Source organism: Mycolicibacterium nivoides, assembly GCF_003855255.1.
Classification (GTDB): domain Bacteria; phylum Actinomycetota; class Actinomycetes; order Mycobacteriales; family Mycobacteriaceae; genus Mycobacterium; species Mycobacterium nivoides.
On the sequence record NZ_CP034072.1, the window covers coordinates 4,635,979 to 4,649,520 of the forward strand.

Sequence of the window (13,542 nt, forward strand, 5' to 3'; positions counted from 1 at the left end):
AGCAATTGGAGCATTGGCCGGCGCCGTCGGCGACAACCCCGGTCGATGCCACGGTGACGGTGCCCGGTTCGAAGTCTCTGACCAACCGCGCGCTCGTGCTGGCCGCGCTGGCCACCCCGCAGGGCCCCTCGACGGTCCGGGGCGCGTTGCGCAGCCGCGACACCGATCTGATGATCGACGCCATCCGCGGCTTGGGCGTCACCGTGCAACCGGCCGAACACGACGACACCGAGTTGACGGTCAGCGGCGGTATCGCGCCGGCGGCCGATGCCCGGATCGACTGCGGGCTGGCCGGCACGGTGCTGCGGTTCGTACCGCCGGTCGCCGCGCTGAGTACCACCTCGGTGACGTTCGACGGGGACGAGCAGGCCCGGTCCCGGCCCATCGCCCCGCTGCTCGACGCGTTGCGCGGCCTGGGCGTGGATGTCGACGGTGACGCGCTGCCGTTCGCGGTGCGGGGCCGGGGCACCGTGGCCGGCGGCACGGTCGAGATCGACGCGTCGGGTTCGTCCCAGTTCGTCTCCGGGCTGTTGCTGTCCGGTGCGACATTCGCCGACGGGCTCACCATCGTGCACACCGGCACCTCGGTGCCCTCTGCCCCGCATGTGGCGATGACGGTGGCGATGCTGCGCGACGCCGGCGTGCAGGTCGACGACTCGGTCCCCAATCGCTGGCGGGTGTCCCCCGGCCCCGTCGCCGCACGGGACTGGAACATCGAACCGGATCTGTCCAACTCCACGCCGTTTCTGGCTGCCGCGATCGTCACCGGCGGAACGGTGCGGATCGCCGGCTGGCCGACGGTGAGCATCCAGCCGGCCGACACGATCCTCGACCTGCTCGCGAAGGTGAATGCGACTGTCCACCAGCGTGATTCACATCTGGAAGTCAGTGGCGCCGAAGGCTATGACGGGTTTGACGCCGATCTGCACGATGTGGGCGAACTGGCCCCTACGGTCGCGGCACTGGCCGCCCTGGCCCGCGACGGCGCGACATCGCGGCTGCGGGGCATCGCGCATCTGCGCGGGCACGAGACCGACCGGCTGGCGGCGCTGACCACCGAGATCAACGGGCTCGGCGGCGATTGCGCCGAAACCGAGGACGGCCTGCTCATCACGGCGCGGCCGCTGCACGGCGGGACCTGGCGCTCGTATGCCGATCATCGGATGGCCACTGCCGGGGCGATCATCGGTCTGCGGGTGCCCGGTGTGGAGGTGGAGAACGTCGAGACCACCGCCAAGACCCTTCCCGATTTCCCATTGATGTGGGTGCAGATGCTGGCGGGCGACGCCCAGGCGAGGGGGAAGTAAACCACCTTGGGAGCGCGGGAGTACGACGAGTCCGACGTCCGGATCAGGCCGGGTAAAGGCTCGCGCCCGCGCACCAAGACCCGCCCCGACCACGCCGACGCCCAGTCGGCGATGGTGGTGACCGTCGACCGCGGCCGCTGGGGCTGTGCGCTCGACCGCGACCCGCATCACCGCGTGGTCGCGATGCGGGCCCGCGAGCTGGGCCGCACCCCGATCGTGGTCGGCGACGACGTCGACATCGTCGGCGACCTGTCCGGGCGGCCCGATACCCTGGCCCGCATCGTGCGCCGGGGCGAGCGCCGAACCGTGTTGCGCCGCACCGCCGATGACACCGATCCCACCGAACGCGTCGTGGTCGCCAACGCCGATCAGCTGTTGATCGTGGTGGCGCTGGCCGACCCACCCCCGCGCACCGGATTCGTCGAGCGCACCTTGATCGCTGCCTACGCCGGTGGACTGAAACCCATTCTGTGCCTGACGAAGTCGGACCTGGCCGCCCCCGAGCCGTTCGCCGCGCAGTTCGAGGATCTGGACCTGACCATCGTCACCGCCGGCCGGGAAGATCCCCTGGAGGCAGTCGCTCCGCTGCTGAGCGATCAGGTCACCGTGCTCCTCGGCCATTCCGGGGTTGGCAAGTCCACCCTGGTGAATCGTCTTGTCCCAGAAGCAGACCGGGCAACGGGCGAGGTTTCCGGAGTGGGCAAGGGCAAGCACACCTCCACCCAGTCGGTGGCGCTGCCGCTGGACGGATCCGGCTGGGTGATCGATACCCCCGGGATCCGCTCGTTCGGCCTGGCCCACATCCAACCGGACGACGTGATCATGGCGTTCTCGGATCTGGCGGAGACCATCGAAGACTGTCCGCGCGGCTGCGGCCACATGGGGCCGCCCGCCGACCCGGAGTGCGCCCTGGATACGTTGTCCGGCCCGGCGGCCGGCCGCGTCGGCGCGGCTCGCCGCCTGTTGGCGGTCCTGCACGAAAGCTGACCGCCTACCCGCGTACCGCTGGGCGGCACATCGCGTCGTTCGGCGACCGCGCGGCGCTATGGTCGCTGATTGTGGCTACTTATGTTCTCACCGGCAGCGCCTCGGGACTCGGCGCTGCGACCAAGAAGCGGCTGGAGTCCGACGGACATCGGGTGATCGGCGTCGACCTGCGCGATGCCGACGTGAACGTGGACCTGAGCACACCGGACGGGCGCGCCGAGGCGATCGCGAAGGTCACCGAGCTGGCTGACGGCGGTATCGACGGTTTCGTCCCGTTCGCCGGACTGGCCGCCGCGACCGGCCGTCCGGCGCATCTGCTGATCGCCGTCAACTACTTCGCCGCGATCGAGCTGCTGGAAGGCCTGCGCCCGCTTCTGGCCAACCGCGAGAACGCGTCGGTCGTGCTGATCAGCTCGAATTCGACCACCACTCAGCCCAATTGGCCGGCCGAGCTGGCGGACGCGTGCCTGGCCGGCGACGAGGTGGGCGCCAACACCGTCGCCTCCACCTACGGCGACTTCGCGGCACTGCAGGCCTACCCGGCGACGAAGGCCGCGCTGGCGTACTACGCCCGCACCAAGTCCGCGGAGTACATCGCCGAGGGCATCCGGCTCAACGCGATCGCACCGGGGCTCATCGACACTCCGATGACCCAGGAGGGCCGCAAGGACCCGTTGACCGGCGCGGGGATGGAGCAATTCCTCAAGACCATTCCCGCCGGGCGCGGCGGGCGGCCCGAAGAGGTGGCCGCACTGGTGGCATTCCTGCTGGGCCCCGAGGCGAGCTACTTCGTGGGGTCGGTCATCTTCGTCGACGGCGGGATCGACGCAGCGGTCCGCGGCAGGGACTGGCCGAAGGTCTGGGAGCTGAACATGTGACGCGCAGCGTCAGTGCTTGGCCTTGGCCTGATCGGCCTCTGCCTGCTGTTGCTCTTCCTCGGCCTGCTGCTTGGCCGCTGCGATGGCGGCGCGTCCCTCTGGGCTGGCCGCCGAATTACCCGGCGTCTTGGCCGAGGCCACGCCTGCGCTGCAGTTGAGGTTGAGCAGCACGGTGTCGGTGACCGGCGAGAAGTTGTCGCCCTTGAGCCACGGCGCCTTCTCGGAGCTGGTGACGACGCAGTCGTCGTCGGCCTCCGAGTCGCCGGAGCGGGTCGCCACGACACCCTTCATCCCGGCGTCAGCCAATGCCGATTGCGCATCCGAGTACTTCTGCCCGGCGTAGTCGTCAGCCGCCGCGACACCGGTGGCCAACGCCCCGACCGGGACGGCGGAAGCGCCGAGCACCATGGCCGCCGCGAGCAGCTTCCTCATAACAACCTCCGATTCGCCTGTCCCCGCCCTGTGAGCCAGAAGGTTATTGGCGGCGTCTGCGAGGACCCTGGGAGTACGGCGGGTGGTTGCTTGGAATTTGGGCGATCGGGCCATGAACGAATGTGGGCTTGTGTTCTCAGATCTCGGCAGATCCTCGGACACAAGCCCACATTCGTTCGATAACCCAGTTGAAACTACTTGCGGCGCCAGCCTCGCACCGTCTCGATGGCCGTCTTCAGGCCACGACGACGCCCGGTCGCGGGATCGGTGACCCCGTACCCTTCGAGCTCGGTGAACATCCGCTCGCTGCGGGTCTCGGGTGCGTTGTCGGCCGTGTCCTTCAGGAACTTGTCAGGCAGCGACAACTTGGCGATGGTGCGCCACGTCTTGCCGTACTGCACCAGGAACGGTCCCGTGGTGTAGGGCAGGTCGTACTTGGCGCACAGCGCCCGCACCCGGACCGCGATCTCGGCGTACCGATTGCTCGGCAGATCCGGGAACAGGTGATGCTCGATCTGGTAGCTCAGGTTGCCGCTCATGAAGGCCAGCGCCGGACCCGAGTTGAAGTTGGCACTGCCCAGCATCTGCCGCAGGTACCACTGGCCGCGGCTCTCACCGACCATGTCGGTCTTGGTGAATTTCTCTGCGCCATCAGGGAAATGGCCGCAGAAGATCACCGCGTTGGCCCACACGTTGCGGATCACGTTGGCGACCGCATTGGCCTTCAAGGTGGACTTGAAGGTCGCTCCCGGCGACAGCGCCGTCAGCGCCGGCCACACCACGTAGTCCTTGGCCAGCTGATGCCCGGCCTTGACGCCGAACTCGCGCACGCGGACGAGCGTGGCGTTGCGGTCGTCGCGGCCCTTGAAGATCTTGCCGAGCTCCAGGTGCTGCAGCCCCACGCCCCACTCGAAACCGATCGCGAGGAGGGTGTTGAACAGCAGGTTGCCGTAGAGGTTGAACGGCTTCCACCTGGCATCCCGGGTGACGCGGATGACGCCGTAGCCCACGTCGTCGTCCATGCCGAGGATGTTCGTGTACTTGTGGTGCATGAAGTTGTGGGTGAACCGCCAGTGCTTGGACGCCCCGCTCATATCCCACTCCCACGACGAGGAGTGAATCTCGGGATCGTTCATCCAGTCCCACTGGCCGTGCATGACGTTGTGGCCGATCTCCATGTTCTCGATGATCTTGGCCACGCCCAGGGTTACGGTGCCCGCCCACCACGCGGAGCGCTTGGAGCTCGCCGCGAGCATGACGCGGCCGGCTACGTCGAGCGCACGCTGCGCCGCGATGGTGCGGCGGATGTAGCGCGCGTCGCGCTCACCGCGGGAGTCTTCGATGTCCTGCCGGATCGCGTCGAGCTCGATGCCCAGGTTCTCGATATCGGCATCGGTGAGATGCGCGAATGCGGGAACGTCGGTAACTGCCATCGTCAGCCTCCTCTCGATTACCTACGGTAGCGTAACCTACGATCCCGTAGGTTACCAGCCAGTAAAGTTTATACGTCCAGAACACAGTCGCCGGAAGCGGCCGAAACACACGTCTGGATCCGGGTGCCCGGGTCGTGCTCGACGCCGGTGCGCAGATCGCGCACGTGCCCGTCGACCAGGCCCACCACACACGACTGACAGATCCCCATCCGGCAGCCGAACGGCATCCGGATCCCGACCTGCTCCCCCGCGTCCATCAACGGCGTCGCGCCGTCGACCGTGACCTCCTTGCCGCTGCGCTCGAATGTCACCGTGCCCCCGGCGCCGTGCGGGGCAGCCCGCGACACCGCGAACCGTTCCAGGTGCAGGCTGTCGGCGATACCCGCGCCCGCCCACACCCGTTCGGCGTCATCGAGCATGCCTTCCGGCCCGCATGCCCAGGCTTGACGCTCACGCCAATCCGGGACTACGTCGCCGATGTGCGCCAGATCCAGCCTGCCTTCGGTCCGGGTGCTGCGCAACAGCAGCCGGTAGCCGGGATGCTCGTCGTGCAGCGCGGCCAGCTCCTGGCCGAACATCACGTCGGATTCCGTTGGCGCGGAATGCACATGCACGATGTCGGTGATCTGGTCGCGGCGCACCAGGGTACGCAGCATCGACATCACCGGAGTTATCCCCGAACCGGCCGTCACGAACAACACCGTCGCGGGCGCCGGATCGGGCATGACGAAGTTGCCCTGTGGGGCCGCCAACCGCACCACGGTCCCCGGCCGCAGACCATCGACCAGATGCGTCGACAAGAACCCCTCGGGCATCGCCTTGACCGTGATCGCGATGGTGCGCGCACCAGCCGCAGAGGCCTTCTCCGGTGTCGAGGTGAGCGAATACGACCGCCAGCGCCAGCGCCCGTCGATCAGCACCCCGATGCCGACGTACTGGCCGGGTTCGTAGTCGAACGAGAATCCCCAGCCCGGTTTGATCACCAGCGTCGCCGAGTCAGCCGTTTCCCGCCGAACCTCCACCACCCGGCCGCGCAACTCCCGCGCCGACCACAACGGGTTGGCCAGTTTGAGGTAGTCATCGGGCAGCAGCGGGGTGGTCACCTGGCCGACGATTCGGCGGACAACATTCCACGCGGGACGCCGTTCGGCGCCGGCGACGGCGGGACGGAGCGTGTCGGCCACATTGGCCGAGACCTTGATATCGTTCTTGGCCATGAACCTACGGTACCGTAGGTTACTGCCACGTAGCTAGTCGCACGACGGCTGTCGCAGGTCAGGAAGCCAAAGTGTTCTTGAAAGTTTTCCCGTCCTTCATGATCACTTTGAAGTTTCGTTCCGGATCGGCGACCAGGTCCAGCCGTGCCAACGGGTCGCCGTCGACCAGCAGCAGATCCGCGAGCGCACCCTCCTGAACCACACCCAGCTTGCCGGCGTACGGGTTGCGCTTGCCCGACATCGCCAGCAGTTCGGCATTGGTTCCGGTGGCCATCGTCAACGTCTCGGCGGGCGAGAACCACCTGCCGAGCCCCGCCAGCAGCGCCCCCTGTTTCGGTGCCAGCTGCGGCGAGAACAGGATGTCCGTGCCGAAGGCCGTCTTGAGCTTGTACTTGCGGGCCAACTGGTAGACGTTGTTGACGCCGTCGACGATCTCCTTGGCCTTGGCGGCCTCGTCGGAGCCCGGCGGGAACGCACCGATCATCTCGGCCGGGATCGGCTGCGTGCTCAGCCAGATGTTCTTGTCCGCCATCTGCTTTGCCGTCGCCTCGTCCATCAGATGAGCGTGCTCGATACACGTGACGCCGGCGCGGATCGCCTGCTGGATCGTCTGCGGGGTGTAGGCATGCACCGTCACATACGTGCCCCAGTTGCCCGCGGCTTCGGTGGCCGCCCGCAATTCGGACTCGGTGAAGGTGGTGACGTCGAGCGGGCTGTGCGGGGAGGACACCCCGCCCCCTGCGGTCAGCTTGATCTGCGACGCGCCCTGGAACAACTGCTCGCGGGCGCGCACCCGCACCTCGTCGGGGCTGTCGGCGACCATGGCGGCGCCGAGCTCCTCCTGGCGCGACGGCGGGCCACCCGGATTGCGCGGAAGGTCCGCGGGCGTACGGAAGTCACCGTGGCCGCTGGTCACCGTGATGATCGCGCCGGACGGGTAGATGCGCGGTCCGTCGATGACGCCTTCGTCGATGGCCTGCTTGAGACCGAAGCTCGGGCCGCCGAGATCGCGCACCGTGGTGAACCCGCGCATCAGGGTGTCGTTGGCCTCGGCGCCGGCCAGCAGGTTGAGGTACCCCGGATCCAAGGTCGTCAACTGTGTCACCGGCGGCCTCACCAGCATCGTGTGCCAGTGGTTGTCGATCAGGCCCGGCATCAACGTCCGGCCGCCGCCGTCGATCACCGTCGCCCCCGGCTCGTCCGGCAACGCCTCGGTGGAGATCCGCTCGATCCGGTTGCCCTTGACCCGCACGTTCGACGGTGCCGACAGCCGATCACTGTGGCCGTCAAAGATTTTGACGTTGCGGAAGTCCGTGGTGGCCACCCCGTCGGCAGGAGGTGCCGGAGGCGGCGGGGCCTGCGCGGAGTCCGCGGGGCGGCCCGGCTCTGAAGATCCGGCCGATGAGGTGTCTCCGTCACCGGCCGAACACGACACACTGGCCAGGATCACAGCCAACGACGCCAACAGCCCGAATGCGCGCATCAAGATCCTTGTCTGGTCGGTCAGAGCAGTTCGAGCAGGAACGGCAATTCTTGCGGCGCATACCACGCGAGGTCGTGATCCTGGGCGTCGCCCACCGTGAGTTCGGCGTCCTCGTCCCCCAGATCCGCGTCGTCGATGGCGTCGACAGCGGCCAGCACCGCCGGCTCCGCGTCTGCGTTGTCGACGTACACCGCGACGACCGTGTCGATCGGCAACGGCCCCGACAACCGCACTACGGCGTCGTCGAGGTCGGGCCGCACGGTGACTTCGACATCGGCCCCCGTATCGGCCACCACCACGGCACGGCGCGGCGGCAGGCCGGAACCCGGCTGCAGATCCGTACCCCCGAGCAAGCGCAGCGAGGCCAGTGCGGCCTCACGCAACGCCACCTCGGCGAGTTCGTCGTCGTCGCCCTCGGCGTAGGCCTCCCGCAGCGTCGGGGTGACCGCGAAGGCGGTCCCGTTCACGACGAGCAGGTGGCGGTCGGCGACAAGCTGTTGCAGGGCGACCAGAGTCGTCGGGATGTAGACGCGCACACCGCGAGATTAATCGGCTTCGGCGTCCTTTTCGGCGTCGGCCTGTTTCTCGTCGGCTTGCGGGTCCTTCTCCACCGAGATCACGAAGTCGTCGCCGTGCTGGATGACACCGCTGACCACGGCACTGCTCACCGCCTCCACCGCGTACTGCCGACGAACCACCAACGGATCCTGCCGGAGGTCGCGGACCAGTGCCACCGCGAGACCGATCATCACCAGCACGAACGGCACCGCGACGATGATGGTGATCGACTGCAGACCATTGAGGGCGTCGGCACCACCGACCAGCAGCATCACCGCCGCGACCGCACCGGTGGCGACACCCCAGAAGATCACCGTCGGGCGGGTCGGCTTGATGGTGCCGCGCTCGGACAGCGAACCCATCACGATCGACGCGGCGTCGGCGCCCGACACGAAGAAGATGGCCACCAGCACCATCACCACGACGCTGGTGACGGTTGCGATCGGATACTCACCGAGCAGGCTGAACAGCTGTCGCTCCTGGCTGCCCATTCCGGCCAGGTCCACACCGTTCTGCTGCTCGAAGATGGCCGCACCGCCGAACACACAGAACCAGACCAGCGACACCACGCTGGGCACCAGCAGCACCCCGGTCACGAATTGCCGGATGGTGCGGCCCCGCGAGATCCGGGCGATGAACATACCGACGAACGGGGTCCAGGAGATCCACCACGCCCAGTAGAAGATGGTCCAGTCCTGGAGCCAGGCGCTGACCTCGGGACCTTCCGCGCCGGTCCGGGCCGCCATCTGCGGGAGGTCTCCCACGTAACTGCCGATCGCCGTCGGGATCATGTTCAGCATGAACATCGTCGGACCGACCAGGAAGATGAACAAGGCCATCGCCACCGCCAGCACCATGTTGGTGTTGGACAGCCACTGAATCCCGCGTGCGACGCCTGACACCGCCGACAGGACGAACGCGATGGTCAGGACCGTGATGATGATGATCAAGATGGCATTGCCGGTTTCACCGATCCCGGCGACGATGTGCAGCCCGCTGCGGATCTGCAGCGCGCCGAGCCCCAGGGACGCGGCCGACCCGAACAGCGTGGCGAAGATCGCCAGCATGTCGATCACCTTGCCCCACGGCCCGTTGGCACGTTTGCCCAGCAGAGGCTCGAACGCCGCACTGACCAACTGCAACCTGCCCTTGCGGTACACGCCGTAGGCGATGGTCAGGCCGACGACCGCGTAGATCGCCCACGGATGCAGGGTCCAGTGGAACATCGTGGTCGCCATCGCGGTCTGCGCGGCCTCGGGATTGCCGGGTTCGCCGGTGCCCGGTGGCGGGGATGCGTAATGCGACAGCGGCTCGGAGACCCCGAAGAACATCAGACCGATGCCCATGCCGGCGCTGAACATCATCGCCACCCAGGACACCGTGCGGAACTCCGGTTCATCGTCGTCACGACCCAACGGGATGTTGCCGTAACGGCTCATGGCCAGCCAGATCACAAAGACCACGAACCCGGACGCTGTCAGGACGAACAGCCAACCGACATCGGCCATCACCCAACTGAGCGCGTTCGACGACGCCGTGGCGAGCGAATCCGTGCTGACGAATCCCCAGACCAGGAATGCGAGCGCGATGGCGGCGGTGACTCCGAAGACCACCCAGTCAACACCGGCTCGGCGGGTATAGGCCTTCTGCTCCACCGGAATGTCGAGCGCCGGATGGTGCGGCACCACATCGGTGACGCGCGACTTGAGCGCGCCCTGCGTTTTCTTTACTGCGGTTTCGTCGGCTTCTTGCGTGTTCTTGTCAGATCTACTTTTTCGTATCTCAGCTGGCATGATCAATTCATCAGACCGCGAATTGCAGCTCAGGTCAAACACGTCACGCGTTTTGCCAGGTCTACTTGGCGGCCTCGAGCAACTCATCCAGAGATTCACGGAACAGGCTCGGCAGGACGTCGACGTCGCTCATCGCGTCCCGGTCGGCGTTGATCCCGAAATACAACATGCCGTCGTATGACGTGACCCCGATGGCCAGAACCTGGTTCTGCAGCAACGGCGGCACCGCGTAGGTCTCCAGCAACTTGGTGCCCGCGATGTACATCTGTTTCTGGGCCCCGGGCACGTTGGTGATCAACAGATTGAACAGCCGGGCCGAAAACCCTGTCGCCACGCGAATACCCATGGCGTGCAACGTCGGCGGCGCGAACCCGGACAGCGTCACGATGGTGCGCGCGTCGACCAGGCTGGCCGCGGTGGAGTGCGATTCGGTGGCATGGGCGATCTGCGACAGCCGCACCACCGGGTTACCCTCTCCGACCGGGAGATCGACCAGGAACGGCGAAACCTCGCTGATGGCCTGCCCCGGGCCCGAAGAGTCCAGTTCGGCGTCCGGATACACCGACATCGGCGCCATCGCCCGCACAGTGGTGGTCGGGGTCACCGGCTCCCCACGCGACAGCAACCAGTTGCGCAGAGCGCCGGCCACCACGGCCAGCACGACGTCGTTGATGTCGCAGTTGTAGCGGGCCCGCACCAGCCGGTAGTCGTCCAGCCGGTGCTGGTCCACCGAGAACCTGCGGTTGCGCGAGACGGTCGTGTTCAGTGGGCTGCTCGGTGCCGTGCCACGCGCCACCGTGCGCGCCACATCGGCGACCCGCCGGCCCACCGCGGCCAGTTCGGTGGCGCTGGTGGCCACCTCGGTCACCGTGTCCCGCAGTGCGGTCAGCTGGCTGGTCGGCCGGGTGATCCACTCCCCGATCGCGCCGAGCATCAACTGGCGGTCGCTGGGTTCGCGGGCCGGAATCCAGATGTCCTCGCCGAACTCCGGCGGCTTCTGCGCGCGGTCGACGATCACATGCCCGATCTCGAGTGCGGTCATGCCGTTGACCAGAGCCTGGTGGGTCTTGGTGTAGATCGCGAGGCGATTCTTGGTCAGCCCTTCGACCAGGTACATCTCCCACAGCGGCCGGGTCCGGTCCAACGGCCGCGAGCCGAGCCGGGCGATCAGGTCGTGCAGCTGCGCATCGCTGCCCGGAGACGGCAGCGCCGAGCGCCGGATGTGGTACGTGATGTCGAAATCCCGGTCGTCGACCCACACCGGCCGGGCCAAGCCCAGCGTCACCTCACGCACCTTCTGCCGGTAACGCGGAATCTGGGGTAAACGGCGCTCGACGGTCTCCAGCAGGGTCTCGTAGCTCAAGCCGGCACGCGGCTTCCGCAGGATCGACAAAGACCCGACGTACATCGGCGTCGCGGTGTTCTCCAAGTGGTAGAACGCTGCGTCGGACGCCGACAGTCTGTTCACCATGCGGCGCCAACCTCCCCTTCTCGCCCCCCTGAACCCCGTCACGTTAACCGGCGATTCGGCCACCGCGCATCACGGGTGCTGCCGCGCGTCAATTTCGCGCCGGCGTTCATGTCGGAGGTCCCGGGCGTTCATGCCGAAATCGCCGAGAGCTCCCATCGCCCATCGCCCTCCAGGCTCAGCCGGGACCGATGATGACGGTCGATCGTGGACCGGTGTCCCACGCTGACCACCACACACCCGGGTAACCGCTCACGCATCAACTCATACATGGCGTCCTCAAGTCCCTCGTCCAACGCGGACGTCGACTCGTCGAGGAACACCACCCGCGGGCGCACCAACAGCACCCGCGCGATCGAGACCCGCTGTTGTTCGCCCAGCGACAGCACCGATGCCCAGTCGGCCTCCTCCTCCAGCCGTTCCGTCAGATGTCCGAGGGCCACCGCGCGCAACGTGTCCCGGAGTTCGCTGTCGCTCACGTCGGCTATCGGAAGCGGGTACACCACGGCGGCTCGCAGATCGCCGAGCGGCAGGTACGGCAGCTGGGGCAGGAACAGCGTCGCCCATCCGGGCGGATACTCGACCAGTCCGGATGTCCGCGGCCACAACTCGGCAAGGCTTCGCAGCAGGGTGGTCTTGCCGCATCCCGACGGACCCTTCACCACCACACTGTCCCCCGGGTTCAGCATCATCGTGAGGTCGGTGATCAGCGGGCGCCCCCGCAGGTCACCGACCCGCACATCGGTCAGCCCGAGCGAATCTCGCGTGGTGCCCACCGAGATGCGGGGTAGCTCCCTGGCCCGGTGATCGCTGTCGAGCATCTGGTCGACGCGCATCAGGGCGGCCCGGTACACCGTGAACTCGTCATAGCTGTCACGGAAGAACGCCATTGCGGCACAGACATTTCCGAAGGCCGCGACGGTCTGCAGCAGTCCGCCGAGAGTGATCTGGCCGCTGAAGAACCGGGGGGCCTGCACGATGTAGGGGATCATGCCGGTCGTCACGTCACCGACGCCGCGGTTCCAGCCGTTGAGCCGGAGCTGAGCGAACACGATGCGCCACATATTGGCGATCACCTCGGCGAACCGGGAGTGCAGCAGTTGCCGTTCCCGCTCGGAGCCCCGGTAGAAGGCCACTCGTTCGGCGCTGTCCCGCAGCCGCACCAGCGCATACCGGAAACTGGCGCTGAACCGTTCGTTGAGGAAGTTCAGCCGCACCAGCGGGCGGCCGATCCAGAATGCGATGACGGTCACCGTGATCGAGAAGATGAACGCCACGAACACCATGGCCCGCGGAATCACCCAGCCGCCCAACTGCAATGGCCCCGATAGTTGCCACAGCACGCCGGTGAACATCACGATCAGCAGTGACTTGCTCACCGCCCCGATGCTCAGGTCGACCGACTTGGTGGTGAAAGTCTCGACGTCGGTCTGGATGCGCTGATCGGGGTTCTCCACCGGCGGGTCCAGAAAGCGGTTGCGGTAGAACGCATCACCGGCCATCCAGTCGTCAACGAGTCGGGTGTTGAGCCAGACCCGCCAACGGATCGAGAAGACCCGGCGCAGGAACAGGTCGACCACCGTATAGATCACCGTGAGCGCCACCAGGATCCCGCTGATCGCGAACGACGTCATGAACGCGCTGCGCGCGGCATCCAGTTTGGCCGGGTCGTGGGTGGCCAGCGCCTCCGAACCGGCCTGCACCGCGTTCATCAGATCCGCGTACTGGTAGGTGAAGATCACCACCACCCGCGCCGAATACACGGTGTGCCACAGCATGAAGGCCAGCAGCGCCCAGGTGCGCCAACTGCCCCGGCCGCTGAAGAACGGTGCGTTGACCCGCCAGAACTGCCGTCCCCACCGGGTGAACCTCGCGATGAGCACCGCCACGGCGAGAAACACCACGAGGGTGATCACCCATGCCTGCAACGTCCACATCAGCGAGCGCAGCGGCTCCGCCGGCCAATCGATGCTGGGCTGAACCATC

General features: G+C 67.0%; 11 protein-coding genes. 3 read left to right on the plus strand and 8 right to left on the minus strand.

What is annotated here, in order from left to right:
- Positions 1-5 precede the first annotated feature (5 nt).
- From aroA to EH231_RS22540, 3 genes are all read left to right on the plus strand, one after another.
- Positions 6-1,307 (plus strand): 3-phosphoshikimate 1-carboxyvinyltransferase, encoded by a 1,302-nt coding sequence (gene aroA, locus EH231_RS22530; RefSeq protein WP_164481241.1) that lies wholly within the window; start codon positions 6-8, stop codon positions 1,305-1,307.
- Between the two features lie 6 nt (positions 1,308-1,313).
- Positions 1,314-2,294: a ribosome small subunit-dependent GTPase A gene (gene rsgA / locus EH231_RS22535; RefSeq protein ID WP_124713376.1), complete on the plus strand. Its 981-nt coding sequence runs from the start codon at positions 1,314-1,316 to the stop codon at positions 2,292-2,294.
- A gap of 71 nt (positions 2,295-2,365) precedes the next feature.
- Positions 2,366-3,172 (plus strand): SDR family oxidoreductase, encoded by an 807-nt coding sequence (locus EH231_RS22540; RefSeq protein ID WP_124713377.1) that lies wholly within the window; start codon positions 2,366-2,368, stop codon positions 3,170-3,172.
- Positions 3,173-3,181: 9 nt separating this feature from the next.
- Here the strand turns inward: EH231_RS22540 and EH231_RS22545 are convergent, their stop codons facing one another.
- From EH231_RS22545 to EH231_RS22580, 8 genes are all read right to left on the minus strand, one after another.
- Positions 3,182-3,604 (minus strand): PASTA domain-containing protein, encoded by a 423-nt coding sequence (locus EH231_RS22545; protein ID WP_090432751.1) that lies wholly within the window; start codon positions 3,602-3,604, stop codon positions 3,182-3,184.
- A 194-nt stretch (positions 3,605-3,798) separates the two neighbouring features.
- Positions 3,799-5,037, minus strand: a complete 1,239-nt coding sequence (locus tag EH231_RS22550; RefSeq protein WP_090432749.1) for a fatty acid desaturase family protein — start codon at positions 5,035-5,037, stop codon at positions 3,799-3,801.
- 68 nt (positions 5,038-5,105) lie between these two features.
- Entirely contained in the window at positions 5,106-6,254 is a 1,149-nt protein-coding gene (locus EH231_RS22555) for a ferredoxin reductase (RefSeq protein ID WP_124713378.1), read from the minus strand.
- A 58-nt stretch (positions 6,255-6,312) separates the two neighbouring features.
- Positions 6,313-7,737, minus strand: a complete 1,425-nt coding sequence (locus EH231_RS22560) for a metal-dependent hydrolase family protein (protein WP_090432745.1) — start codon at positions 7,735-7,737, stop codon at positions 6,313-6,315.
- A 20-nt stretch (positions 7,738-7,757) separates the two neighbouring features.
- Positions 7,758-8,273 carry a DUF6912 family protein gene (locus tag EH231_RS22565; RefSeq protein WP_124713379.1) on the minus strand — a complete coding sequence of 172 codons (516 nt, stop codon included), beginning with the start codon at positions 8,271-8,273 and terminating at the stop codon, positions 7,758-7,760.
- Between the two features lie 9 nt (positions 8,274-8,282).
- Positions 8,283-10,088: a BCCT family transporter gene (locus EH231_RS22570; RefSeq protein ID WP_124713380.1), complete on the minus strand. Its 1,806-nt coding sequence runs from the start codon at positions 10,086-10,088 to the stop codon at positions 8,283-8,285.
- Between the two features lie 61 nt (positions 10,089-10,149).
- Positions 10,150-11,559: a WS/DGAT/MGAT family O-acyltransferase gene (locus EH231_RS22575; RefSeq protein WP_090432739.1), complete on the minus strand. Its 1,410-nt coding sequence runs from the start codon at positions 11,557-11,559 to the stop codon at positions 10,150-10,152.
- 128 nt (positions 11,560-11,687) lie between these two features.
- Positions 11,688-13,541, minus strand: coding sequence for an ABC transporter ATP-binding protein/permease (locus EH231_RS22580; RefSeq protein WP_090432737.1), 1,854 nt, complete (start codon positions 13,539-13,541; stop codon positions 11,688-11,690).
- Position 13,542: the final 1 nt, after the last annotated feature.

Excerpts from the sequence above, each read along its gene's own strand:
- EH231_RS22555 (WP_124713378.1), bottom strand. The coding sequence starts at position 6,254 with ATGGCCAAGAACGATATCAAGGTCTCGGCCAATGTGGCCGACACGCTC.
- EH231_RS22545 (WP_090432751.1), bottom strand. The coding sequence starts at position 3,604 with ATGAGGAAGCTGCTCGCGGCGGCCATGGTGCTCGGCGCTTCCGCCGTC.
- EH231_RS22570 (WP_124713380.1), bottom strand. The coding sequence starts at position 10,088 with ATGCCAGCTGAGATACGAAAAAGTAGATCTGACAAGAACACGCAAGAA.
- EH231_RS22560 (WP_090432745.1), bottom strand. The coding sequence starts at position 7,737 with ATGCGCGCATTCGGGCTGTTGGCGTCGTTGGCTGTGATCCTGGCCAGT.
- EH231_RS22550 (WP_090432749.1), bottom strand. The coding sequence starts at position 5,037 with ATGGCAGTTACCGACGTTCCCGCATTCGCGCATCTCACCGATGCCGAT.
- EH231_RS22580 (WP_090432737.1), bottom strand. The coding sequence starts at position 13,541 with ATGGTTCAGCCCAGCATCGATTGGCCGGCGGAGCCGCTGCGCTCGCTG.
- EH231_RS22575 (WP_090432739.1), bottom strand. The coding sequence starts at position 11,559 with ATGGTGAACAGACTGTCGGCGTCCGACGCAGCGTTCTACCACTTGGAG.